Raw genomic sequence first — 23,437 nt, 5'->3', positions numbered from 1 at the left:
TACCGCAGCACCGCAACAAACAGCAGTAGGCGAAAAAACTAGAGAATGTAAGGAGAGGGAAAATGTTCGAACTCGTAGACAACATCCCCGCAAGCCCGGTAATCAAAGTTATCGGTGTTGGCGGTGGCGGCGGCAACGCTGTCAACCACATGGTCAAGAGCAACATCGAAGGCGTCGAGTTCATCTGCGCCAACACCGATGCTCAAGCGCTGAAAAACATCGGCGCGCGCACCATTCTGCAACTGGGCACCGGCGTGACCAAAGGCCTGGGTGCCGGCGCCAACCCGGAAGTCGGCCGTCAGGCTGCGCTGGAAGATCGCGAGCGCATCGCTGAAGTGCTGGCGGGCACCAACATGGTGTTCATCACCACCGGCATGGGCGGCGGTACCGGTACCGGTGCGGCGCCGATCATCGCCGAAGTGGCCAAGGAAATGGGCATCCTGACCGTTGCGGTCGTGACCCGTCCGTTCCCGTTCGAAGGCCGCAAGCGTATGCAGATCGCCGACGAAGGCATCCGCATGCTTTCGGAAAGCGTCGACTCGCTGATCACCATTCCGAACGAAAAACTGCTGACCATCCTCGGCAAAGACGCCAGCCTGCTGTCGGCTTTCGCCAAGGCTGACGATGTACTGGCCGGTGCCGTTCGCGGTATCTCCGACATCATCAAGCGTCCGGGCATGATCAACGTCGACTTCGCCGACGTACGCACCGTGATGAGCGAAATGGGCATGGCGATGATGGGCACTGGCTGCGCCAGCGGTCCGAACCGTGCACGTGAAGCCACCGAAGCGGCCATCCGCAACCCGCTGCTGGAAGACGTGAACCTGCAAGGCGCACGCGGCATCCTGGTGAACATCACTGCCGGTCCTGACCTGTCCCTGGGTGAGTACTCCGACGTGGGTTCGATCATCGAAGCCTTCGCTTCCGAGCACGCGATGGTCAAGGTCGGTACCGTTATCGATCCGGACATGCGTGACGAGCTGCACGTGACTGTGGTTGCCACGGGTCTGGGCGCGAAAATCGAGAAGCCTGTGAAGGTCATCGACAACACCGTTCACACCACCATGGCATCCGCTCCGGTGCAACAACAGGCCCCTGCGCGTCAGGAACAACCTGCTGTGAACTACCGTGACCTGGACCGTCCGACCGTCATGCGCAACCAGGCTCAGGCCGGTGCTGCGACTGCCGCGAAGATGAATCCGCAAGATGACCTGGACTACCTGGACATCCCGGCTTTCCTGCGTCGTCAGGCTGATTGATGGAATGTATCAGGGCTATGAAGGTGATTGGTGTTCAGCAAAGGCTCGGTCTGCTATTATCGCCAGCCTTTGTTGATACCAGTTCGCAATTTGCGCTGAAGCGGCCCAAGCCATGATTAAACAACGCACACTGAAAAATATTATCCGTGCCACAGGTGTAGGCCTGCACTCCGGGGAGAAGGTCTACCTGACCCTCAAGCCTGCGCCTGTCGACACTGGCATTGTGTTTTGTCGCGCTGACCTCGACCCTGTGGTGCAGATTCCTGCCCGCGCGGAAAACGTCGGTGAAACCACTATGTCGACGACGCTGATCAATGGCGACGTCAAAGTGGACACGGTAGAGCACTTGCTCTCGGCCATGGCTGGCCTGGGCATCGATAACGCCTACGTCGAGCTCTCCGCGTCCGAAGTCCCGATCATGGACGGTAGCGCAGGACCTTTCGTATTCCTGATTCAATCGGCAGGCCTGGAAGAACAGGACGCCGCCAAGAAATTCATCCGCATCCTGCGTGAAGTGACAGTGGAAGACGGCGACAAGCGCGCCACTTTCGTCCCTTTCGACGGATTCAAGGTGAGCTTCGAGATCGATTTCGATCACCCGGTATTCCGGAACCGCACCCAAAGTGCAAGCGTGGATTTTTCCAGCACTTCGTTCGTAAAAGAAGTCAGCCGCGCCCGTACTTTCGGTTTCATGAGTGACATCGAGTACCTGCGCAAGCACAACCTCGCACTCGGCGGCAGCGTTGAAAACGCAATCGTGGTCGATGCCGATGGCGTACTGAACGAAGACGGCCTTCGCTACGAAGACGAATTCGTGAAGCACAAGATCCTCGATGCAATTGGCGACCTGTACCTGCTGGGCAACAGCCTGATTGGTGAGTTCAAGGGCTTCAAGTCCGGCCACGCACTGAACAACCAGCTTCTGCGCAAACTGATTGAGCAGAAAGACGCCTGGGAAGTCGTGACGTTCGAAGACGCCAGCACTGCACCGATCTCTTACATGCGCCCGGTTGCGGCAGTGTAAGTAAAAAACCTCTCTAGTTTTTTGAAGGCCACCTTTGGGTGGCCTTTTTTTATGCCTGTGTTCAGGACGCCAGCACCACCCGGTTTCGGCCTCCTTCCTTGGCCTGATACAGCGCCCGGTCCGCCGCGAACAACAGTTGTTCCAGACTGATTTCACTCGCTACCGTCCAGGTGCTGATACCGATGCTCACTGTCATCGGCATTTCATCGCCCTCCATACGCGGTAATTGCTCAACGCCAGCCCGCACATGCTCGGCAATCTGTCGCGCGCCTGCGCTATCGGTCTCTGCCAGGATCACCGAGAACTCTTCACCGCCGTAGCGCGCCACCAGATCCGTCGGGCGTCGCACATTCGCGGTAATGACCTTGGCCAGTTCACGCAGGGCCTGATCCCCGGCCTGATGGCCATGCCGGTCGTTGAATGCCTTGAAGTGATCGGCGTCGATCATCAGCAGTGACAAGGATTTGCCCGAGCGCTGCGCACGAAACCATTCGTGACGCAACGACTGGTCGAGCATGCGCCGGTTGGCGACCCCCGTCAGAGCATCGGTGGCCGCCAGTTGGGCCAGCTCATGTTCGGCGCGCTGGCGCAGACGCAGTTCTCTGACCAGCAGCCAGGTCAGCCACAGCAGTCCGAGGCAGAGCACGCCGGTGGCGCCACTGATCAGAATTGCCGTGCGCTTCCACGCCCCGAACACTTCCTCACTCGATAGCGCCACGATCACTGTCAGCGGCAGGTTGCCGACCTGGGAGTAGGTGTACAGCCGTTGCTGATGATCCATGCTCGAAATGCTATTGAAACTGCCATTGCCGCTGCGATCGCGCAGAATCCTCACAACATTGGGACGGGCGGCGAAGCTCTTGCCGATCGAATCACTTTGCAGATAAGGCTTCTGGGCCAGCAGGATGCCGTCGTTGTTGATGATGTTCAGGGTGCTGTCGACGCCGATGTCGAGGCTGTTGAACAACTGGTCGAAATAATCGAGCTTCATTGACGCCACCGCTACGCCGAGGAATTCGCCGGTGTCCGAAGAGATACGTCGGCTGAAACTGATACGCCACTGGTTGGCGTCGTCGCAGTCGCAACGCGGCTTGAACGGGCGACTGATGAACATGCCGGCGTCGCGGTTGAAGGCGTGGGCGAGGAAGTAGTCGCGGTCGGCGAAGTTGCCCGGCAGCGGTTCGATCCGCGAAGAGTCGGCGATGACCTCGCCATGCTTGTCGAGAAGCAGGATGTCGCCCTTGAAGCGCGCGGTAGTGGAGCGGTCGAACAGCGCCAGGTGGCGGATCTGCGGCGACACGTTTTTCAGGTCGTCGCGCTGGGCGGCGGCGATCAATCCTTGCAGGGTCAGGTCGTACAGTTCGACGGTGCGCAGCACATCGGCGTCGATCAGTTGGGCGATGGTGGTGGCGCTGCGAGTCGCCGATTCCTGAGCGTTGGCGCGTTCGCGAATCAGCAGAAAAGTGACGATGCACACAATCGCGATAACGCTCAGCAAACTGCCGAAGATCAGCAGCAGCTCCGGATGTCCGGTCTTGCCCGTAGCGGGTGGGGTGCGGCTCGCGATCATGGTTGGGTTATCGGTTGAAGAGTCTTATAAGCGTAGTTGTACAAACGTCGCTGCCGCACACGCAAGAAAAAGGCCAGCGCATAAGGCTGGCCTCTCTACTGTAGCGCCGATCTTAGAAGACGTTGATCGGGTAGTCGATGATCACTCGGTATTCATCGGTGTCAGTGTCCAGCGCGCCGTAACCGTTGCCGCCGCGGTTGGTTGCCCATTGCAGGCGTACCGCCAGGTCTTTGGCCTGGCCGCTCTGCACCACGTATTTGAGGTCGATGTCGCGTTCCCAGTGCTTGGCGTTGCGGCCTTCAGCGCTGTACCACGAGGCGTAGCCCTTGCTGTCCGGATCGACCTTGGTCAGGTCCAGCGTACCGCGCGAGTAGGACACCGCCGAAGTCAGGCCCGGCAAGCCGACACCTGCGAAGTCGTAGGCGTACTTGAGTTTCCACGAGCGCTCGTTCGGGCCGTTGAAGTCCGAGTATTGCTGGGAGTTGTCGAGGTAGATGCTGTCGCCCTGGCTGATGTAGTCGAATGGCGTATTGCCGTTGACCCGCTGGTACGCGGCGGTGACGCTGTGGCTGCCGATGCCGACGGTGAAATGCAGGCTGTAGGTGTTGTTGTCGATGTTGCCCAGCAGCGCCTCGCCGGTGTCCTGGGTGTGATAGAAGTGCAGGCCCGGGTTGAGGGTCACCCGATCGTTCAGCGCCCAGGTGTAGTCGAGGTCGTAGTAGTACTGGTTCCAGATGTCCTTCAGCTCGGCGGCATACAGGTTGCTGGTCAGGCCTTCGACGCCGCTCCAGGACACGCCGGCCCAGTTCAGGTGCTGGCTTTTATCGCCCTCGGCGAGGGTGCCGTACGAGGTGCCGATGCGTTTGTGGCCGCTCTGGTTGTACGGCTTGGTGAAGCTCGCCTGGCCACCTTCGATCATCCAGCCGTCGAAGCTGTGGTTGGTCAGGCTGACACCGCGAAAAGTCTGCGCCAGCATGCGGCTTTCACCGCCGGCGATCACCGGGTTGGTGAGGAACAGGTCGCCGGCCTTCAGTTCGGTATCGAATGCACGCATTTTCAACGTACCGCCCGCGGTGGAGAACGAGCCCGGCGCTTTGCCGTTGCCATCGCTGACCGGCAGGATGCTGGAGTTGTCCGTACCGCCACCACCGTCGAGTTTCAGACCGAGCATGGCGTGGGCATCGATGCCGAAGCCGACCGTGCCCTCGGTGTAACCGGACTGGAATTTGCCGAGGAAACCCTGGCCCCACTCGATGTTGTCGTCCGCTTTCTGTAGGCGGTTGCGATTCATGTAGTAGTTGCGGGCGTTGAGGTTGAGGCTCGAGCCTTCGACAAAACCTTCCTTATCGGCTTCAGCGGCGTGGGCGGCAGGAGCAATCGTTGCGGCGATTGCAATGAACAGCGGGGTAAAGCGGACTGGGTAACGCACTTGCGGTAAAGCTCCTTGGGTCAACTGGCACTTCAATGTCTTGAGGTGCGGGGTGTTTCTAATGGTAAGAGACGCACCGGACCGCTTTCACACCACAACGAAAAAAGGCCACTGAAAATCAGTGGCCTGGAAGGACGACGGTTGAACGGGAAGAGCCAAACAACCGCGTCGAGGGAAACGTTTAACGTTGCGCGACTCAGCTGTCTTTCTCGGCTGCCTGAGTCTGGGAAGTTGCGGCCTGAGGGGCTTGCGTGGCGTCTTGAGCCTTGGCCATCACTTCTGCCTGATACTGTTCGAATGCCAGGGCGCGAGCGGCATTGTGCGCTACGAACGACTGCGATTCTTCAGCCATCGCCATCGGCGACAGGATCAATGAGGACAAAACGAAAGCGCTGGCAATACCCATACTGTTGGACATCTTGAAAACCTTCTTGCTTGGCAAGTGCTGTTTGGTGCGGGCAAAGATAAGGTTGCCGGGCGTCGGGAAACAGCATGATTTTCATAAATGACTGTTACAGCAAAAGCAAAAGTCAGCCCCTCATCGGAACGCCGCCCGCCCAACCCTCTCCCCCAAGGGGCGAGGGGGAAAGGGAGCCGATTGGGGACTTTTCAGAATCTGAGTTCGACTGGATTTTTCAGGTCGGCGTAACTCGAAAGAACAACTCGGTCAGTCCCCTCTCCCTCGGGGCGGTCCGACGTTTCGGGAGGGTTAGGGTGAGGGGCTTTTCAGACCGGCAAATGAATCCCGAAAGTGTTCATCCCGCGATCACTGCGCACAAACACATCCCCACCATGCATCAGCGCAATCGCCTTGACGATCGCCAGCCCTAGCCCATGGTTATTACCGCTGTTACTGCGCGAAGCGTCGACCCGGTAAAAGCGCTCGAACAGCCGTGGCAAATGCTCGCTGGCAATCGGTGCGCCGGGGTTGGCCACGCCGATGCTGACCTGATGTTCCTCGACCGTGATCTGCACTTCGATCACCTGTCCCGGCGCGGTGTGTTGCACCGCGTTACTCAGCAGATTGATCAACGCCCGGCGCAGATGGGCGATCTCGATCTGCACCTGTGCGTCGCCACTCACATGGACCTGAACCTGTGCATCTTCGAGGATGAAATCGAGGTATTCGAGGGTAGTCGCCACTTCATCGGCCAGGGAGGTCGAGGTCAGCTTGGTGGCCTTGCTGCCCTGATCGGCGCTGGCCAGAAACAGCATGTCATTGATGATCGAGCGCAGGCGTTCCAGCTCTTCGAGGTTGGATTGCAGCACTTCGAAATAATGCTCGGCGGAGCGCCCGCGAGTGAGGGCGACCTGGGTCTGGCCGATCAGATTGGTCAGCGGCGAGCGCAGCTCATGGGCCACGTCGGCGTTGAAGGATTCCAGTCGTGAATAGGCCTGTTCAACCCGCTCCAGCGTCGAGTTGAACGAGTCGACGAACTGCTCCAGTTCCGGTGGCAACGGCGACAGACGCAGACGCCCGGCCCGCAACGGCGGCGCCAGACGCTGGGCCTCGTGGGACAGTTTGATCAGCGGTTTGAGGCCGATTCGTGCCACCCAGTAACCCAATGCCGAGGCCAGCAGCACGCCGATCACCGCCAGACTCACCAGCGCGATCAGCAACTGATGCTGGGTCTGGTGAACGGTCTCGGTATCGATGCCGATCATGAAGCGCAGCGGCGGGCGCTGATCCCTGGCCGGCAGTTCGGTGAGCAGCACTTTCAGCGGATAGGGATGGCCGGGCAGTTGCAGGTCGTGCATGCCGGGCGCTCCTTGGGCAAAGGTGCGGATCAAGGCATCCGGTTCGCCGAACTCGTAGCCCGGATCGCCGCTGACTACCCAGAAACGAATGCGTTTGTCTTCTTCGCCGAGCAGCTTGAGTTTGGCGTTGATCTTCACCCAATGCTCGGGGGTGCCATACCGATTGAGCGCGGACTCGAGCACGCTGTAACGCGCATCGAGTTCCGCTTCCGGCAGCAGGCCCAGGCCTTTGTCCACTTGTTGATACAGCGCGCCGCCAATCAACAGGAACACCAGCAGCGCCACCAGCGTGAACATCCCGCTCAGGCGCAGGGCAATGGAGTTACTGGACACCACGGCTCTCCAGCACATAACCCATGCCCCGGATGGTGTGCAGCAGCTTTTCGTCGAACGGCCCGTCGAGCTTGGCGCGCAGACGTTTGATCGCGACTTCGACGACGTTGGCGTCGCTGTCGAAATTGATGTCCCAGACCATTTCCGCAATCGCGGTTTTCGAGAGGATTTCGCCCTGACGCCGGGCCAGTACGCTGAGCAGCGAAAACTCCTTGGCGGTCAGGTCCAGGCGCGTGCCGGCGCGGGTGGCCTTGCGGCTGATCAGATCGATCCACAGGTCGGCGATGCTCACCTGCACCGGCTCGTGGCCGCCGCTGCGGCGGGTCAGCGCTTGCAGGCGCGCCACCAGTTCAAGGAAGGAAAACGGTTTGCCGAGGTAATCGTCGGCGCCGTCACGCAAACCCCGGATCCGGTCTTCGACCCGCTCGCGGGCGGTGAGCATGATCACCGGCGTCTGCTTGCGCGCACGCAGCGCGCGCAATACGCCGAAGCCATCGAGGCCCGGCAGCATCACGTCGAGGACGATCACCGCGTAGTCGCTTTCCAGCGCCAGATGCAGGCCCTCGACGCCGTCGCGGGCCAGATCCACGGTGTAACCCTGTTCCGTCAGGCCGCGGTGCAGATAGTCCGCGGTTTTCTCCTCGTCTTCGATAATCAGAACGCGCATGACCCGCCTCAGTCTGTCGTTGCCAGCGCCGCGACGGGCGCCGGTTTGGGCTTGTGGAACAGCCGCTCAAGCCACAAGTATATGACCGGCGTGGTGAACAGCGTCAGCATCTGGCTGACCAGCAGGCCACCCACCACCGCGATCCCCAATGGCTGGCGCAGTTCGGCGCCGGTGCCGTAACCGAGCATCAGCGGCAGGGCGCCGAGCAGGGCGGCGAGGGTGGTCATGATGATCGGCCGGAACCGCGTGATACATGCCTCGAAAATCGCATCCTGCGGCGACAGCCCGCGATGGCGCTGCGCTTCCAGGGCGAAGTCGATCATCAGAATACCGTTCTTCTTGACGATACCGATCAGCAGCACCAGCCCGATCAGCGCCATGATCGAAAAATCCTGGCCGCAGATCCACAGCATGATCACCGCGCCCAGACCCGCTGCCGGCAAGGTCGAGATGATCGTCAGCGGATGGACGAAGCTTTCATAGAGCACACCAAGGATGATGTACACCGCTACCAGCGCCGCGAGAATCAACCACGGCTGACTTTTCAGCGAACTCTGGAACGCCTGGGCCGCACCCTGGAAGTTGCCGCTGATGGCGGTCGGCATGCCGATCTCTGCCTTGGCCTGATTGAGCAAAATCACCGCGTCGCCCAATGCCACGCCGGGCGCCAGGTTGAACGACAGGTTGGCGGCCGGGAACATGCCGTCGTGGGCAATCGACAGTGGGCCGATGGTCGGCGCGTCGAATCGGGCCAGCGCCGACAGTGGCACCATTTCTCCGCTCAGCGGTGAGCGCAGGTAGAAATAGTTGAGGCTTTCGGCCTTGCCGCGCTGTTTGGTGTCCAGTTCCAGGATCACGTTGTACTGGTTGACCTGGGTCTGGAACTCGTTGATCTGCCGCTGGCCGAAGGCGTCGTACAGCGCCTCGTCGACATCACTCGCCGTCAGGCCGAAACGCGCGGCGGCGCTGCGGTCGATGCTGATGTGGGTGATGCTGCCGCCCAGTTGCAGGTCGTTGGAAATGTCACGGAACGCCGGGATGCTGCGCAGTTTTTCCGTGAGCTTCTGGGTCCAGGTGGCGAGCGTCGGCCCGTCGTTGCTTTTGAGCACGTATTGATACTGCGCACGGCTCGGTCCGGAGCTGAGGTTGATGTCCTGGCCGGCGCGCAGGTAAAGCACGATGCCCGGGACTTTCATCAGTTTCGGACGAATGCGGTCGATGAACTGGCTGGCCGAGACGTCTCGTTCACCCCGTGGTTTCAGGGCAATCCAGAAGCGGCCGTTGGCGATGGTCTGGTTGCTGCCGGACACGCCGACCGAGTGGGAAAACGCCTGCACGGCCGGGTCGGCGGCGACGATTTCGGCCATCGCCAGGTGTTTTTTCACCATGTCGCTGTAGGAGATATCGGCGGCGGCTTCGGTAGTGCCGAGGACGAAACCGGTGTCCTGCACCGGGAAGAAACCCTTGGGGATAAACACGTAGCCGCCAATCGCCAGCGCGACGGAAATGCCGAACACGCCGATCATCAGTTTCTGGTGGGCGAGGGCGCGGCGCAGGCCGTTTTCGTACCAGCCGAGCAGCCGTTCGCTGAAGCCCGGTTTGTCATGGGCGTGATGCACCGGTTTACGCATGAACAGCGCGGCCAGCGTCGGCGCGAGGGTCAGCGACACCACCACGGAAATCATGATGGTCGAGGTGGCCGTCAGGGCGAACTCCTTGAACAGACGCCCGACCACACCGCCCATGAACAGCAGCGGAATGAACGCTGCCACCAGCGAGAAACTGATCGACACCACGGTGAAACCGATCTCGCCGGCGCCCTTGATCGCGGCGTCACGCATGCTGTCGCCGGCCTCCAGATGGCGGTGAATGTTTTCCACGACCACGATGGCATCGTCGACCACGAACCCCACCGCCACCACGATGGCAACAAGTGTCAGGTTGTTCAGGCTGAAACCGAGCAAATACATCAGTGCGAAGCTGGCGGTCAGCGACACGCCGAGCACCGCCGAGACAATCATCGTCGCCGACAACTGGCGCAGGAACAGCGCCATGACCGCCACCACCAACAGGATCGCGATCAGCAGGGTGATTTCCACTTCATGCAGGGACGCGCGGATGGTCTGGGTGCGGTCGATCAGCACTTTGACCTGCACCGAAGCCGGCAACATGGCTTCGAGGCCGGGCAGGGCGGCTTGAATGCGGTCCACGGTCTCGACAATGTTGGCCCCCGGCTGGCGGGAGATCACCAGGTTCACTCCCGGTTGATCGCCGGCCCAGGCTTGCACGTAGGCATCTTCCGAACCGTTGACGACTTTGGCGACATCCTTGAGGTGAACCGGGGCGCCATCCTTGTAGGAAACGATGAGCTGGCTGTATTCCTCGGGGTGGAACAACTGGTCGTTGGTCGACAGCGTGGAAATGCTCGAATCGCCGTACAGCGCGCCTTTGGCGAGGTTGAGGCTGGTCTGCTGGATCGCCACACGAATGTCGGCGAGGGTCAGGCCGATGGCCGCCAGTTTGTCCGCCGAAGCTTGAACACGGATTGCCGGACGTTGTTGACCGGTGATGTTGATCTGACCTACGCCGTCGATCTGACTGATCTGACGGGCGAGAAGGGTTTCCACCAGGTCGCTGAGTTCGGTGCCGGGCATTTGCGTGGAGCTGACGCTGAGGATCAGCACCGGGCTGTCGGCCGGGTTGACCTTCTTCCAGGTCGGCAGGGTCGGCATGTCTTTCGGCAGTTTGCCGGCGGCGGTGTTGATCGCGGCCTGCACTTCCTGGGCGGCGGTGTCGATGCTCTTGTCGAGGGTGAATTGCAGAGTCAGCAGGCTGGAGCCCAGCGCACTGCTGGAGGTCATCTGGGTCATGCCGGGGATGGCGCTGAATTGCACCTCCAGCGGCGTGGCCACGGACGAGGCCATGGTGTCCGGGCTGGCGCCTGGCAGTTGGGCGGAGACCTGGATCGTCGGAAATTCCGCTTCCGGCAGTGGGGCAATCGGCAAGCGCGGGAAGGCAATCACCCCGACCAGCACCAGCGCGATGGTCAGCAGAATCGTCGCCACCGGGTGATCGATGCACCAGGTCGAAACGCCTTTGTGCTGCTTCATGGCTTGGGCTCCGCTTGCACCACCTGCGGCGGTTCGCTCATGACCTGTACGGTCGAACCGGGCTTGAGCCGCGACTGGCCATCGCTGACCAATACGTCGCCGGGTTTCACGCCTTTGATGATGTCCTGGCCGCTGCCCTGATAAACCATCTGCACCTGCACCGCTTCAACCTTGTCGCCGTTGACCCGGTACACGAAGTGTTGATCGAGGCCCCGCTGTACGACGGTGGGCGGGACCACCAGCGCATTTTTATCCAGTGCCGTCTGAATCTTTACCGTTACCAGCAGGCCCGGCCAGAGTTTCTGGTTGGGGTTGTCGAATTCGGCTTTGGCGCGGATGGTGCCGGTGTTGGCGTTGATCTGGTTGTCGATCAGGGTCAGGTGACCTTCGCCGAGCAGGTTGCCGGTTTCGCCGTCGGTGTCGGCGCCGATGTAAGCCTTGACCTGTGCGCGCTGCGGATCGCTGATCAGGCCTTGCAGGGTCGGCAGCATTTGCTGGGGCAGGGAAAACTCGACGGCGATCGGGTCGATCTGGGTCACGGTGAACAGACCCTGGGTGTCGGTCATGCGCAGGAAGTTACCTTCGTCGACTGTGCGAATCCCGACGCGGCCGGTGACCGGGGAGCGAATCTGGGTGTAGGAAAGTTGTACCTGTGCCGCGTCAATCGAGGCTTGATTGCCTTGGGCGGTGGCCTTGAGTTGGTTGACCAGTGCCTGTTGCTGGTCGTAGGTCTGCTTCGATACACCGTCGTCGACGCTGAGCAGTTTGTAGCGCTTGAGGTTGACCAGCGCCACTTGCAGTTGCGCCTGACTTTCGCCCAGTTGCGCCCGGGCCTGGTCGAGGCTGGCGCGGATCGAGCGGTCGTCGATGGTGGCGAGCAGGTCGCCCTGTTTCACCAACTGGCCCTCTTTGACGAAGAGCTTGGTGAGGATGCCGTCGATCTGCGGGCGCACCACCACGCTGTGCAGCGAGAGCACCGAGCCGATGCCGCTGGTGTAGCGGGGGACGTCTTTTTCGCTGACAGCGACGACCCGTACCGGGATGGCGCTGGGGGCCGCGAGTTTGGCCGGGGCGGGTTTGTATGCGTACCACAGACCGGCGGCTGCGAGGGCGATAAGCAGGGTGGCGAGCAGGGCCTTTTTCTTCTGGATTTGCATGCTTGTGGGGCGCCAGGGGGACGGGGTTTGGGCAGGTTTTGTCTTTATAAACTTGTTTGGGGGTCAGGAGGGTGACGGCTAGCTGACGGCGCTGTCAGTTTCGGCTTTTGACTTGGCGGCCTTTGGGCCGACCAGGCTTTGGGTGTTCTTTGTGAATATCCGTTTCTGCGGGTGTTGCCGCTGGCGGTTCCGCTCTTACAGCGGCTCACTTTTGCAGACGCCCAAAAGTAAGCAAAACGCTGGGTCCCGGCGTACGGCACCTCGCTTTGGCTCGGTGTTCCTTCGTTCCGGGATTCATCCGGGGGCATCGCCTACGGTTTGCTTCGCTGCACCTCCTCTCGATGCATGCGGCTTCGCCGCACGGTCGCTTCGCTCCCACCCCCGGATAAATCCCTCCACTCAGCCTGCCGATGGGGCCGGCACGTCAAAAGCGGTACTCGAGCTAACGCTCATCGTTTTGAGTGGTGAAGAGCGTAGTGCGGTGCTGCTCAAAACTGGAGTTCAGCTCGGTGATTCAGGTCGGTGTATTCCGTATAAACAACACCGTCAGTTCCCTCTCCCTCCGGGAGAGGGCTAGGGTGAGGGGAGCTTTTGAGGTTGTTTAAATTTCAACAACTACACCGGATCCTTCCCACAAGGTTTTCAGGTTGTCCGTCGGAAGCACGCTCTCTAGTCTTTGGCTGTCGCTGCCAATTCAGCGAACAGGCGTGGAAACCTGATTTCAAGTAGTTGCAAAGCATCTCCCCGTAATCGTTGCCGATGTCTTCTTTCGTCTGCAAACTGCGTCGCGGCGGCTGTGCGCAGGCAGACTTCGGTCTGGCCGGTTGCCTACTTATCGGTTTTCCACCCTGCGTACAGTTGCCACCTTTTGTCGTGTGGAAACGACAAGGGATGGCTCCATAGCCAAGTAGGAGTTTTTCATGGACAAACTGATACCCGACCCACCCCTCGAATCACCCACCCCCCTCGAAGAGGCCATGCGCGCCGAAGACCTCGCCCGTAACCGCGAAGCCATCAAACGCGCCCTCGACTACTACCTCTGCCCCAACCCCACCAAGCCGTGCCCGAGCACGATGTACAGCGTCACTCCCAACGTCGACACCGAAAGCCTGTTGGCCAATGCCTGCGAATCCCTGGCCTCGGCCAGTACCATTGCCAGCAATTTCGCCAATGAGCTTTCCGGCCCGCAGCGTAGTACGGCGTTGGGCATTCAGCAGATCATTATGCTGGCCGAGCTGGCGGTGAATCGGGCGCTGGATCGGGTTGATCCGCAGACGTGATCCGTTAGTCGCGCAGTCCCCAAAAGGCACCGGTCGTAGCCGTTTTGGGGCTCTTTAAAGTCCACGCGCGCAGGTATACTGCGCGCTTTCGCGGCTCGTCCACCGGGCCGGACTTTTTGCTTCGCGGAGCTTTCATGACTTCCCCAATCGACAACGCTGTGAGCGATGTCCCGGCAGAGCTGGCCGAGGCCGGTGAATCCAAGCCGACCATTCCTGCGTTCAAGTTTCCGTTCAAGCCAGGTGAGCTGGCGGCTGCCAAAGCGGCGAAACTGCCGCAGTTCAAGGGCAAGGACGGTGATCGTCACGCCAAGATTCCGGGTGTGGCGCCATCGGGCACGCGTCGTTCGATGGGCAAGCGCTGATTCCACCTCCCTCCTGCAGCCATCGTCTGTGATTTTCGGTCACAGTGATGGCTAATTGCTCAGTTCCTGAGCCAGATCAACGTTTAACCAGTGAGTGCGCTTAGAGTCAGCAGCCCTGCCGACTCTTTCCAATAAAACGAGCGCGCTTTCCATGAAGATCAATCTCCCGGTGACCGGGCGCAATGTCGATGTTGCGCCGGATGCGAATATTCTCTCGACCACCGATCTGACCAGCGCGATCACCTACGCCAACGACGATTTCATCAAGATCAGCGGTTACAGCCGCGACGAGCTGCTGGGTGCGCCGCACAACCTGTTGCGTCATCCGGACATGCCGGCGCAGGCGTTTGCCCATATGTGGCAGACGCTCAAGCGTGGACGGTCGTGGATGGGGCTGGTGAAGAATCGTTGCAAGAACGGTGATCACTATTGGGTCAGTGCCTATGTCACGCCGGTCACGCAGAACGGTGCGGCGGTGGAGTTTCAGTCGGTGCGTACACGGCCGGATGCCCGGCAGATCGCCGCAGCGGAGCGGACGTATGCGCAGTTGCGCGAGGGGCGGATGGCGCGGTGGCAGCGGCTGCCAGTGCTGAGTTTGCGGGCGAAGATCATGGCGTTGACCAGTTCGGTGCTGGCGGTGGTACTGGGGATTGAAGCCTGGCTGCGGCCGGAGTCCATGGGCATCGAAGCTGCTGCGCTGGTGGTCGGCAGCGGCGCGTGTGCCTTGGGCGTGGGTTGGTTGTTGCGGCCGCTGGAGCGTCTGACCGAGCGTGCGCGGCTGATTGCCGACAACCCGTTGAGTCAGGGCATTTATACCGGGCGGCGGGATCAGTTCGGGCAGATCGAGTTTGCGTTGCAGATGCTCGAAGCCCAGGTCGGTGCGGTGGTCGGGCGGATCGGTGATGCCTCGCAACGGCTGGCCGGGCATGCGGCGCAGCTTGTGGATCATTTGCACAGCAGTCACACCAGTACGCTGGCGCAGCAGGCGGAAACCGATCAGGTGGCGGCGGCGATTCATCAGATGGCGGCCAGTGTGGCCGAAGTCGCCAGCCATGCGCAGCAGGCGTCGGTGGCGGCCGATATGGCGGGAACGGAAACCCGTGAAGGGCATTTGTTGGTCGGCGAGAGTCGCAGTGCGGTGTTGCGGCTGGCCGAAGAGTTGGGGCGGGCGACCGAGGTCATCCATCAGCTCGAAGGCCACAGCAGCGAGATTTCCGGGGTGCTGGAGGTGATTCGCAGCATCGCCGAGCAGACCAATCTGCTGGCACTTAACGCGGCGATCGAAGCGGCGCGGGCCGGGGATGCCGGGCGCGGGTTTGCGGTGGTCGCCGATGAGGTGCGCGGTCTGGCCCAGCGCACTCAGCAGTCGACCAATGAAATTCAACGGATGATCAGCACCCTGCAAAACGGCGCGCGGGATGCGGTGCTGGTGATGCAGCAGAGCAGCGAGCATGTGGATAACAGCGTCGAACAGGCCCAGCGTGCGGCCCGGGCACTCGACGGGATCAGCGGGCGGGTCGAGCAGATTACCGAGATGAGTCTGCAAATCGCTGCAGCCGTTGAAGAGCAGAGCGCGGTGAGCGAGGACATCAACCGCAACATCGTCAGTATTCGTACGGCCTGCGAACTGACGGTGGATGAGGGGCGCCAGAGCCAGCTCAACTCACAGGATGTGGCGGGGCTGGCGGGGGATTTGCGTTCGCTGGCGCGGGAGTTCTGGGGGCGGCGGCAGGGCGCTCAGGCCGCTCGCAACGATATGAACGCGTAGGTCTGCGGCGGTTCGGACACCACTTGTGCCCCGGCCGCCCGCACTTGCCCGGCAATGTCGTCACCGGAGACATGAAACAGCCATTCACTGGAAACTTCGCTCAATGGCTGCGCCGTGACCTGATCGATCACCGAGGCAAACGCGCCCATGTCCGGCAGGTACGCGGTAAACCCGTCGCCCTTGAGCGCGGTGGTGCGGATGCCGAGCAAGCCGCAGATCGCGTCCTTGGTCTGGATGTCATCCCGATCGGCCTGACGGGAGCGCTGGATCAGCGTCACCAGTTCCTGATCCACCAGTTCACCACCGACGATCAGGTCCGGCCCCTGCTCCCAGGACTCCGGCGGGCAGTCCTTGGCCGCAGGATTCAACGGAATGTGCGGATTGATTTCGGCGGGATAGATGCGGCACACCAGCGGCCGGCGTTCGTAGATACGGCACAGCTTGTCTTCGTCAAGATTCCGGCAGGGGCCGACGTTGTAGGCGGCAAAAGTGATCGCCACATGGGCGTCGGACATTCCGCTGCGCACCACCGCCGAACGGCGCTGCGCATGCTCGCGCTGCTGTTCCGGCAGACCCAGACCGTTGGCGAGAAACGCCTCCACCAGCACGATCACCTGACCGCCGTCGGCCGCCCACATGCGGGCTTCGGCCAGGGTCAGGGGCACATGGTGATCGGTGCAGCATTTGCCGCAACCTACGCAGGAAAAGGTCGTATTCATTGAGCGGGCAATCTTCAATCAGGGTGTGAATCGGCGACATAAAGCCGCCGTACAGGTCCGGAGTGAAGCAAGTTGTGCGCCATTCGCTCAGGGCTTGGCGTTCGGGCGGATCGAGTCCCATTCGGTGACGTACGCGGTTTTCGACTTCTTGTTGTACAGGCACAACTCGGTGCCTTGCTGGCCTTTCATGTGTTTTTGCGGGTACTGGCCTTGCAGCAACAGCGCGGTATAGCCGACCCGGTCATCGAATTGCGCGGCGTTGCCGACCGGTTTGGCGTTTTTCAGGCCGCTGGCCTTGGTGCAACTGGCGAGCACGGTTTTGTCGTAGGCCGCCCAGGCGTCGGGGCTGGAGGCGTGGGCGAACGGGGCGATGAGGCAAAGCACGGAGAGGGCGAGGCGTTTCATGGTTCGGGCATCCTTGGAGGGGTGATCGCCAAGGTTGGAGTATGCCGCAGGATTTTAGTTTGTCAGTCCGGCACCCATTCCCGGCGAACCACATACATTCCAGACCTTTCATACAAACGCTGCGCTCGCTGGTTGTCTTCCAGCACCTTCAGATCGACAAACCCTTCACGTCGATCCCGAAACGCCTTGAACGCATGAAGCAGCAACGCCCGGCCCAATCCCCGACCTTGCGCCCGAGGATGCACCACCAGATTCTTGATGTAGGAACTGGTCCAGCATTGCGCCACGCCGATGACGCCTTCGGTATCACTGGCGATGAAACACAGTGCCGGATCGTATTCCGGATCGTTTTCAAACTGCTGTTGCCAGACGTCCAGCGCCGGCACCCGACCGCCGCCTTCGCGGTAACCGATTTGCATCAGTTCATGCACGGCGGGTGCGCGTTCGGCGCTGTAGGTCGTGAGTTCGATGCCGTTCGGCCATTCGATGGCCGGCACGTCCTGGCTCAGGTCGCGCCGCATCAGAAAGCAGAACGTCTCGCTCAAGGCTCAGTAGCCCTGGGCGGCGACGTGTTTGGCCGCTTCGATCAGGCAGTGGGTCAGCTCGGGCGAGGAGAACTTGGTCAACACGCCGTTGGCCCCGGCGAGTCGGGCTTTTTCGCTGTTCATCGCGCTGTCCAGCGAGGTGTGCAGCAGTACGTAGAGGTGGGCGAAGTCCGGGGTCTCGCGCAGGGTACGGGTGAAGGCGTAGCCGTCCATCTCGGACATTTCGATGTCGGAGACGATCAGGTTGATCTGCTGCGCCGTGCCTTGCAGGTCCAGCAGGCAGTCGATGGCTTCCTTGGCGCTGCGAGCGGTGTGGCATTGCAGGCCGAGGTTGCGCAGGGTGTGCACCGATTGCTGCAGCGCCACCTGGCTGTCGTCGACCACCAGGATCCGTGCGTTGCCCAGCACTTCGGCGTCTTCCATGCTCAGCTCGGTCGGGGCCATTTCGATCTGCGCCGGGGCGATGCCGTGGATGACTTTTTCGATGTCCAGCACCTGCACCAGCGTGCCGTCCACCGAAGTCACGCCGGTAATGTAGGCGCGGGAGCCGCCGGAGCCGAACGGCGGCGGTTTGATGTCGGTGGTCAGGCAATGCACGATCTTGCTCACCGCCTGCACATGCAGGCCCTGTTTCGAACGGCTGACGTCGGTGACGATCAGGCAGCCGCCGTTCGGGTCTTCCAGCGGTCGCTCACCGATGGCGCGGCTCAGGTCGATCACCGACAGTGAAGCGCCGCGCAGAGTGGCGATGCCTTTGACGTGCGGGTGCGACTCCGGCAGCTTGGTCAGCGGCGGGCAGGGGATGATTTCACTGACCTTCAGCAGGTTGATCGCCATCAGCTTGCCGCTGCGCAAGGTAAACAGCAGAAGCGAAAGTGAATCTGCGCGGGCTTTGTTGGAAGACATAAAAACCTTCTGTGGAGAAAGGTGGTGGGCGAGGTTGGAAATCGCCAGAAACTATTGATGCCGGGTTATCGGCGTCAAAGGGGTGGGCTTTAGGTTAGTTGTCGGGTGGCGTCGAGATCCAGAGCCCCTCACCCCAGCCCTCTCCCGGAGGGAGAGGGGGCCGACCGAGGTGTCTGGCGTCTGACATCGACCTGAACCACCGAGTCGATTATGGATTCAACAATGCACTTTCAGGTCGGTGTAGCTCTGAATCATCCCCAATCGGCTCCCTCTCCCTCCGGGAGAGGGCTGGGCGGGCGGCGTTCCGATGAGGGTGCTTTTGATCTTGAATAAGCATTTCAGCTTTTCATCCCCAACCGCTTCGCCATCCGCCCCAGATTCGCCCGGTCCAGCCCCAGCTCACGTGCGGCACTGGCCCAGTTGTCCCGGTTACGCTCAAGCGCTGCGCTGATCAACTGCCGCTGATACTGCTCGGTGGCTGCACGCAGGTCACCGCTGATCAATGGCAGGGCGGCAGTCGTTTCGGACGGCGCCGGCGAGTTATCCACAACCTCGCGCGGCAGATCGAGGTCCATCGCGCTCAAGCTGAGAATCTTCGGCCGCACCTTGCAGTTGCCCAGCGCTTTCAGCGCGCTGCGTCCGATCAGGTGTTCCAGTTCCCGCACGTTGCCCGGCCAGGTGTAGGTCAGCAGCGCTTCCTGGGCGTCGCTGTTCAGGCGCAGGCTGTTGAGGCCCATGCGTGAGCGGTTCTGTTCCAGAAAATAGCCGCTGAGCAGCAACACATCACGACCCCGGTCACGCAGCGCCGGCACCCGCAACGGGTAGACGCTGAGGCGATGGTAAAAGTCGGCGCGGTAGCGGCCGCTGCGCACTTCTTCGGCCAGGTCGCGGTTGGTCGCCGCGATCAGGCGCACGTCGACCTGATGCTCCTTGTCCGACCCCAGACGTTGTAACTGGCCGCTCTGCAACACCCGCAACAGCTTGGCCTGGACGGTCAGCGACAACTCGCCGACTTCATCGAGAAACAGCGTGCCGCCATTGGCCAGTTCGAATTTGCCGCGTCGATCGCTGGTAGCGCCAGTGAAGGCGCCGCGCACGTGGCCGAACAGTTCGCTTTCCACCAGCGTGTCCGGCAGGGCCGCGCAGTTGAGGCTGATGATCGGTTTCTCGGCACGCTTGGAAGCGGCGTGAATGGCCTGGGCCACCAGCTCCTTGCCGACTCCGGTTTCGCCGGTGATCAACACGGTCAGGTCGCTGCCGCCGACCAGATTGATTTCTTCCACCAGTCGTTTATGCGCTTTGCTCTGGCCGATCATTTCGCGGTTCTGCTGGCCGCTGGCCTGGCGATAGACCTCGGCGCGCTGGTGTTCGTCTTCGGCGCGAATCGCCAGACGTTCGATGCGTTCGGCGGCGTTGACCGTGGCCGAGGCGAGGCTGGCGAAGGCTTGCAGGGCATCGAGTTCGATCGGTTCGAAGCGCTCCGGATCGAGGGCGTCGAGGGTGATCAGGCCCCAGAGCTTTTCATCGACGAACAACGGACAGCCGAGGCAATCGTGAACTTCAAGATGATCGTCGAGGCCGTCGACCAGTCCGTCGTACGGATCGGGCAGATCGCTGTCGGCGGCGAAACGGGTCGGCCCTTCGCCGGCCAGCAGCACTTCAAAGCGCGGGTGTTCGCTGACCTTGAAGCGGCGACCGAGGGTGTCGGTGCTCAAGCCGTCGACGGCCAGCGGCACCAGCCATTCACCGTCGAGGCGCAGCAGGGCGGCGGCATCGCAGGGCAGCAAGGCGCGCATGGCTTCGAGCAGGCGTCGATAGCGCTCGCCTTCAGGTAGTTCGCGGGACAGGTCCGAGACCAGTGGGAGCAGGGCGGTGAGCAATGATTTGGCGGACATGGGCTTGTAGTCAAAGAGACACGTTGTAGTCGAAGCGACTATAGAGGGGCTTGTGTCGATCTGACTACACAATTTTCAAGTTGTTGAATTGTATGGAAAAAATAGTTGGCATGAATACTGGAGTGAACAAGGCACTTTTAGAGAAAGCTCAGGAGTCACTCTTATGCTTAGCGTCCAGGATCGTGCCATCATCAAGTCCACCGTGCCTCTGCTGGAAAGCGGCGGTGAAGCGCTGATCACCCATTTCTACCGGATGATGCTCTCCGAGTACCCGCAAGTCCGCCCGCTGTTCAACCAGGCCCACCAGGCCAGCGGTGACCAGCCCCGCGCCCTGGCCAACGGCGTGTTGATGTACGCCCGTCACATCGATCAACTCGACCAGTTGGGCGACCTGGTGGCGAAGATCATCAACAAGCACGTAGCATTGCAGATTCTGCCAGAGCACTACCCGATCGTCGGCACCTGCCTGCTGCGCGCCATCTCCGAAGTGCTGGGCGATGAAATTGCCACGCCTGAAGTGATGAGCGCCTGGGGCGCGGCCTACGGTCAATTGGCCGAGATCCTGATCGGCGCCGAAACCGCCATTTATGACCAGAAAGAGCAAGCCGTCGGCGGCTGGCGCGGGGCGCGGGAGTTCATCGTCGCGGCCAGGGTCGAGGAGAGTGCGGAAATCATTTCGTTCTACTTCGAGCCAGCAGACAAGGGCCCGATCCTCGCCGCCGAGCCGGGTCAGTACATCGGCATGAAGCTGATCCTCGACGGCGAAGAAATCCGCCGCAACTATTCGCTGTCGGCCCTGGCCAACAAAGGCCAGTACCGCATCAGCGTCAAGCGTGAACCGGGCGGCCGAGCCTCCAATCACCTGCACGATCAACTGCACGTCGGTTCCAGCATTCAGCTGTTTCCGCCATCGGGCGAGTTCACTCTAGCTGCCAGCGACAAACCTCTGGTGCTGATCAGCGGCGGCGTCGGCATCACTCCGACCCTGGCGATGCTGGAAGCGGCACTGCAAACCGAGCGTCCGGTGCACTTCATTCACTGCGCGCGCAATGGCAGCGTGCATGCGTTCCGTGACTGGATCGACGGTCTGGCCGAGCGTCATCCGCAGCTCAAGCGCTTCTATTGCTACGCCGAAGATGACGGCGTGAGCCCGGCGGCGGACAAGGTCGGCCTGCTGAGCCAGGAGCAATTGGGCGAGTGGTTGCCGGCGCAGCGTGATGTGGACGCCTATTTCCTCGGTCCGAAAGGCTTCATGGGGGCAATCAAGCGTCATCTGAAGGCGCTGGGCGTGCCGGAGAAGCAGAGCCGTTATGAGTTTTTCGGGCCGGCTGCTGCTTTGGAGTAATCCGGAACCGGGTCGCCCTCATTCGCGAGCAAGCCCGCTCCCACAGGATTTGAGTTCGACGCGATCCTTGTGGGAGCTGGCTTGCCAGCGATTGGCCGTTACACGGTCCTGATTCTTAAATTCTGTTTAAAGGTTAATCGTTTCTTAACCGGTTTATCGTTTATTCCCCGATGCTGATGATAGGCGCTCGTTCGTTTACATGATCAGGATCGCCCCCATGTCGCACTTCGCCTCTTCCCGTCGTTTCAGCCTGGCCGCGTTGGGCCTGTCGGTTGCCTTGCTGTCCAGTCCGTTCGCGTTCGCCGAATCCGCCTTGATCGAACCCCAGACCCTGATCGTCGATCAGAGCCTGCCCAAGGCCCAGCGTGATGCGATGGAGCTGGCGGCGCGGCGTTACGGCAGTTTCTGGAACACGGGCGAAGAGGCGTTGGCCACCGCCGCCCTGTCGCCGCAGTTTGTCGACAAGACCCCGCCGGAAGGCCGGGTGCAAGGGCCGACCGGGCCGCTGCTGGCGTCGAAGTTCTTTCGCACGGCGGTGCCGGACCTGAGCTGCGAGATCGAACAAATGATCGTTGCCGGCGACCGCGTGGTGGTGCATCTGCACTTTCGCGGGCATTTCACCGGTACGTTCAAGGCTCTCAAAGGGCAGGGGCAGCGTGTAGACTTCCGGGCAACCGATATCTATCAGATCGACAACGGTCGCATCGCGGCCAATTGGCATATCGAAGACAACATCAGCCTGATGGCGCAACTGCAAGCGCAGCCGCCGGCCAGCTGAACCATGGACATGAAAGGGAAACGCGATGAGCGAGGAAACGATTCGATTGGGGCGTGAGCGGCGCTATCTGGTGTTGCTGGGCGTCATCTGTCTGGCACTGATCGGTGGCGCGCTGTACATGCAGATCGTGCTGGGCGAGGCGCCATGCCCGCTGTGCATCCTGCAGCGCTATGCATTGCTGTTGATCGCGCTGTTCGCGTTCATCGGCGCGGCCATGCGCACCCGCCGCAGCATCACCGTGTTCGAGGTGCTGGTGGTGATCTGTGCGATCGCCGGGGCCGGTGTCGCCGGGCATCACGTGTACACCCAGTTCTACCCGGCGGTGAGTTGCGGCATCGATGTACTGCAGCCGATTGTCGATGATCTGCCGCTGGCGAAGATCTTCCCGCTGGGCTTCCAGGTCGATGGTTTCTGCTCGACGCCGTACCCGCCGATCCTCGGTCTGTCGCTGGCGCAGTGGGCACTCGTGGCCTTCGTGCTGGTGGTGATCCTGGTGCCGCTGTTGACCTCGCGCAACCGAAAAGCATTGCGTTGAATCAACTTTTCGGCCCCTGTGCCGATAACACAAACGCCTCGATTTGCAGTGACGCAAATCGGGGCGTTTTGCATTTCAGGGTCTTTGTGAAAACGTCGTGACGAACGGCAAGGGAGCGTGCGACAGGTGTGCGACATGTTGTCACACGCGCCATGTCGCAGTGCCTTTCGCGGGCCCGGATTGGACTGTTGTTACAAAAAAGGATTGGTCTGTTTCAGGGGTTTTCGGCTTTGGGACGCTTGTGCCGAAACAGGCAGTTTTAACAACCTGTGGCAATTGGCCAAAGCCCTTGGGTTATCGGGGTTTAAGCGCTTCACGGTGTCGGAAAAAGTCTTCGGAACTGTCTGATCCGAGTCAGGTACACCTACATTTTTTGGTGTTTTTGTTGAGAATCGATTTCGATAGCATGGGTCACTTTTGCAAAAACGGTGATGGATTGTTGCTCTGAGCGATAAAAATTATTTCGGGATAAGACATGGTGTATAGGGCGCTACCTATCTACAATCGCCCGCACTGAATTCCCGGCACTGTTCAACCTTTATAAGGAACTGAGCAGGAAGTCGGGTGTCGAGGGGCCGAAAGGCTTGCGAGA

20 protein-coding genes and 1 pseudogene are annotated in these 23,437 nt (G+C 60.9%); 9 read left to right on the top strand and 12 right to left on the bottom strand.

All coding sequences use genetic code 11. From position 1 onward, the window contains the following. The first annotated feature begins 62 nt into the window (after nt 1-62). A complete protein-coding gene (ftsZ, locus tag ACSPX5_RS18480; protein ID WP_085709356.1) occupies nt 63-1,259 on the top strand; it encodes a cell division protein FtsZ in 1,197 nt (398 codons plus the stop codon). 112 nt (nt 1,260-1,371) lie between these two features. Continuing rightward, nucleotides 1,372-2,283: a UDP-3-O-acyl-N-acetylglucosamine deacetylase gene (gene lpxC, locus ACSPX5_RS18475; protein WP_169431852.1), complete on the top strand. Its 912-nt coding sequence runs from the start codon at nt 1,372-1,374 to the stop codon at nt 2,281-2,283. 61 nt (nt 2,284-2,344) lie between these two features. On the opposite strand, the gene ACSPX5_RS18470 is transcribed toward lpxC, so the two are convergent. From ACSPX5_RS18470 to ACSPX5_RS18440, 7 genes are all read right to left on the bottom strand, one after another. Next, nucleotides 2,345-3,853, bottom strand: a complete 1,509-nt coding sequence (locus ACSPX5_RS18470; RefSeq protein WP_323161694.1) for a sensor domain-containing diguanylate cyclase — start codon at nt 3,851-3,853, stop codon at nt 2,345-2,347. Nucleotides 3,854-3,965: 112 nt separating this feature from the next. Next, nucleotides 3,966-5,282: an OprD family porin gene (locus ACSPX5_RS18465; protein WP_323161695.1), complete on the bottom strand. Its 1,317-nt coding sequence runs from the start codon at nt 5,280-5,282 to the stop codon at nt 3,966-3,968. 196 nt (nt 5,283-5,478) lie between these two features. After that, on the bottom strand, nt 5,479-5,700 hold the full coding sequence (locus ACSPX5_RS18460) for a hypothetical protein (protein WP_323161696.1): 222 nt from the start codon (nt 5,698-5,700) through the stop codon (nt 5,479-5,481). Between the two features lie 308 nt (nt 5,701-6,008). Then, complete coding sequence (locus tag ACSPX5_RS18455) at nt 6,009-7,373, bottom strand: heavy metal sensor histidine kinase (RefSeq protein WP_169431848.1); 1,365 nt, start codon at nt 7,371-7,373, stop codon at nt 6,009-6,011. Next, the gene (locus ACSPX5_RS18450) at nt 7,363-8,040 is read right to left on the bottom strand and encodes a heavy metal response regulator transcription factor (RefSeq protein ID WP_003228008.1); all 678 of its coding nucleotides are present in this window, start codon (nt 8,038-8,040) and stop codon (nt 7,363-7,365) included. The genes ACSPX5_RS18455 and ACSPX5_RS18450 overlap by 11 nt, the downstream gene beginning before the upstream one ends. Nucleotides 8,041-8,048: 8 nt before the next feature. Continuing rightward, nucleotides 8,049-11,150, bottom strand: a complete 3,102-nt coding sequence (locus ACSPX5_RS18445; protein ID WP_439820054.1) for a multidrug efflux RND transporter permease subunit — start codon at nt 11,148-11,150, stop codon at nt 8,049-8,051. Next, the gene (locus ACSPX5_RS18440) at nt 11,147-12,307 is read right to left on the bottom strand and encodes an efflux RND transporter periplasmic adaptor subunit (RefSeq protein ID WP_169431846.1); all 1,161 of its coding nucleotides are present in this window, start codon (nt 12,305-12,307) and stop codon (nt 11,147-11,149) included. Before ACSPX5_RS18440 ends, ACSPX5_RS18445 begins: the two co-directional genes overlap by 4 nt. Nucleotides 12,308-13,227: 920 nt before the next feature. Between ACSPX5_RS18440 and ACSPX5_RS18435 the strand changes: the two genes are divergently transcribed. The 4 genes and pseudogenes from ACSPX5_RS18435 to ACSPX5_RS18420 all read left to right on the top strand — a co-directional run bounded on the left by ACSPX5_RS18435 (nt 13,228) and on the right by ACSPX5_RS18420 (nt 15,717). Then, nucleotides 13,228-13,587: a DUF6124 family protein gene (locus ACSPX5_RS18435; protein WP_439820053.1), complete on the top strand. Its 360-nt coding sequence runs from the start codon at nt 13,228-13,230 to the stop codon at nt 13,585-13,587. 134 nt (nt 13,588-13,721) lie between these two features. Then, the gene (locus tag ACSPX5_RS18430) at nt 13,722-13,949 is read left to right on the top strand and encodes a hypothetical protein (protein WP_169431844.1); all 228 of its coding nucleotides are present in this window, start codon (nt 13,722-13,724) and stop codon (nt 13,947-13,949) included. Between the two features lie 151 nt (nt 13,950-14,100). Continuing rightward, nucleotides 14,101-14,382: pseudogene (locus ACSPX5_RS18425) on the top strand (PAS domain-containing protein); the annotation flags it as partial. A 243-nt stretch (nt 14,383-14,625) separates the two neighbouring features. Then, a complete protein-coding gene (locus ACSPX5_RS18420) occupies nt 14,626-15,717 on the top strand; it encodes a methyl-accepting chemotaxis protein (RefSeq protein ID WP_439822045.1) in 1,092 nt (363 codons plus the stop codon). Here the strand turns inward: ACSPX5_RS18420 and ACSPX5_RS18415 are convergent. The 5 genes from ACSPX5_RS18415 to norR all read right to left on the bottom strand — a co-directional run bounded on the left by ACSPX5_RS18415 (nt 15,687) and on the right by norR (nt 20,187). Beyond that, nucleotides 15,687-16,436: a YkgJ family cysteine cluster protein gene (locus tag ACSPX5_RS18415; RefSeq protein ID WP_439820052.1), complete on the bottom strand. Its 750-nt coding sequence runs from the start codon at nt 16,434-16,436 to the stop codon at nt 15,687-15,689. The genes ACSPX5_RS18420 and ACSPX5_RS18415 overlap by 31 nt on opposite strands. An 87-nt stretch (nt 16,437-16,523) precedes the next feature. Then, a complete protein-coding gene (locus ACSPX5_RS18410; RefSeq protein ID WP_439820051.1) occupies nt 16,524-16,841 on the bottom strand; it encodes a hypothetical protein in 318 nt (105 codons plus the stop codon). Between the two features lie 62 nt (nt 16,842-16,903). Next, on the bottom strand, nt 16,904-17,362 hold the full coding sequence (locus ACSPX5_RS18405) for a GNAT family N-acetyltransferase (RefSeq protein WP_439822044.1): 459 nt from the start codon (nt 17,360-17,362) through the stop codon (nt 16,904-16,906). A gap of 27 nt (nt 17,363-17,389) precedes the next feature. Continuing rightward, nucleotides 17,390-18,292, bottom strand: a complete 903-nt coding sequence (locus tag ACSPX5_RS18400; protein ID WP_169431840.1) for a chemotaxis protein CheV — start codon at nt 18,290-18,292, stop codon at nt 17,390-17,392. Nucleotides 18,293-18,630: 338 nt separating this feature from the next. After that, nucleotides 18,631-20,187: a nitric oxide reductase transcriptional regulator NorR gene (gene norR / locus ACSPX5_RS18395; RefSeq protein WP_439820050.1), complete on the bottom strand. Its 1,557-nt coding sequence runs from the start codon at nt 20,185-20,187 to the stop codon at nt 18,631-18,633. Nucleotides 20,188-20,350: 163 nt separating this feature from the next. Here norR and hmpA point away from each other — a divergent pair, with 163 nt between their 5' ends. From hmpA to ACSPX5_RS18380, 3 genes are all read left to right on the top strand, one after another. Next, nucleotides 20,351-21,532: an NO-inducible flavohemoprotein gene (gene hmpA, locus ACSPX5_RS18390; protein WP_439820049.1), complete on the top strand. Its 1,182-nt coding sequence runs from the start codon at nt 20,351-20,353 to the stop codon at nt 21,530-21,532. 217 nt (nt 21,533-21,749) lie between these two features. Further along, entirely contained in the window at nt 21,750-22,310 is a 561-nt protein-coding gene (locus ACSPX5_RS18385; protein WP_439820048.1) for an ester cyclase, read from the top strand. Nucleotides 22,311-22,335: 25 nt separating this feature from the next. Then, the gene (locus tag ACSPX5_RS18380; protein WP_085709370.1) at nt 22,336-22,845 is read left to right on the top strand and encodes a disulfide bond formation protein B; all 510 of its coding nucleotides are present in this window, start codon (nt 22,336-22,338) and stop codon (nt 22,843-22,845) included. Nucleotides 22,846-23,437 lie beyond the last annotated feature (592 nt).

Source organism: Pseudomonas sp. HLG18, assembly GCF_051903985.1.
GTDB classification, from domain to species: Bacteria; Pseudomonadota; Gammaproteobacteria; order Pseudomonadales; family Pseudomonadaceae; genus Aquipseudomonas; species Aquipseudomonas fluorescens_BT.
This window is presented reverse-complemented; position numbering and strand designations above follow the sequence as displayed.

What these genes read in the sequence shown, in the direction of transcription:
- ACSPX5_RS18470 (WP_323161694.1), bottom strand. Translation starts at nt 3,853, where the DNA reads ATGATCGCGAGCCGCACCCCACCCGCTACGGGCAAGACCGGACATCCG.
- ACSPX5_RS18435 (WP_439820053.1), top strand. Translation starts at nt 13,228, where the DNA reads ATGGACAAACTGATACCCGACCCACCCCTCGAATCACCCACCCCCCTC.
- ACSPX5_RS18445 (WP_439820054.1), bottom strand. Translation starts at nt 11,150, where the DNA reads ATGAAGCAGCACAAAGGCGTTTCGACCTGGTGCATCGATCACCCGGTG.
- ACSPX5_RS18450 (WP_003228008.1), bottom strand. Translation starts at nt 8,040, where the DNA reads ATGCGCGTTCTGATTATCGAAGACGAGGAGAAAACCGCGGACTATCTG.
- hmpA (WP_439820049.1), top strand. Translation starts at nt 20,351, where the DNA reads ATGCTTAGCGTCCAGGATCGTGCCATCATCAAGTCCACCGTGCCTCTG.
- ACSPX5_RS18460 (WP_323161696.1), bottom strand. Translation starts at nt 5,700, where the DNA reads ATGTCCAACAGTATGGGTATTGCCAGCGCTTTCGTTTTGTCCTCATTG.
- ACSPX5_RS18430 (WP_169431844.1), top strand. Translation starts at nt 13,722, where the DNA reads ATGACTTCCCCAATCGACAACGCTGTGAGCGATGTCCCGGCAGAGCTG.
- ACSPX5_RS18385 (WP_439820048.1), top strand. Translation starts at nt 21,750, where the DNA reads ATGTCGCACTTCGCCTCTTCCCGTCGTTTCAGCCTGGCCGCGTTGGGC.
- ACSPX5_RS18440 (WP_169431846.1), bottom strand. Translation starts at nt 12,307, where the DNA reads ATGCAAATCCAGAAGAAAAAGGCCCTGCTCGCCACCCTGCTTATCGCC.
- ACSPX5_RS18405 (WP_439822044.1), bottom strand. Translation starts at nt 17,362, where the DNA reads ATGCGGCGCGACCTGAGCCAGGACGTGCCGGCCATCGAATGGCCGAAC.
- norR (WP_439820050.1), bottom strand. Translation starts at nt 20,187, where the DNA reads ATGTCCGCCAAATCATTGCTCACCGCCCTGCTCCCACTGGTCTCGGAC.
- lpxC (WP_169431852.1), top strand. Translation starts at nt 1,372, where the DNA reads ATGATTAAACAACGCACACTGAAAAATATTATCCGTGCCACAGGTGTA.
- ACSPX5_RS18400 (WP_169431840.1), bottom strand. Translation starts at nt 18,292, where the DNA reads ATGTCTTCCAACAAAGCCCGCGCAGATTCACTTTCGCTTCTGCTGTTT.
- ACSPX5_RS18380 (WP_085709370.1), top strand. Translation starts at nt 22,336, where the DNA reads ATGAGCGAGGAAACGATTCGATTGGGGCGTGAGCGGCGCTATCTGGTG.
- ftsZ (WP_085709356.1), top strand. Translation starts at nt 63, where the DNA reads ATGTTCGAACTCGTAGACAACATCCCCGCAAGCCCGGTAATCAAAGTT.
- ACSPX5_RS18410 (WP_439820051.1), bottom strand. Translation starts at nt 16,841, where the DNA reads ATGAAACGCCTCGCCCTCTCCGTGCTTTGCCTCATCGCCCCGTTCGCC.
- ACSPX5_RS18415 (WP_439820052.1), bottom strand. Translation starts at nt 16,436, where the DNA reads ATGAATACGACCTTTTCCTGCGTAGGTTGCGGCAAATGCTGCACCGAT.
- ACSPX5_RS18420 (WP_439822045.1), top strand. Translation starts at nt 14,626, where the DNA reads ATGGGCATCGAAGCTGCTGCGCTGGTGGTCGGCAGCGGCGCGTGTGCC.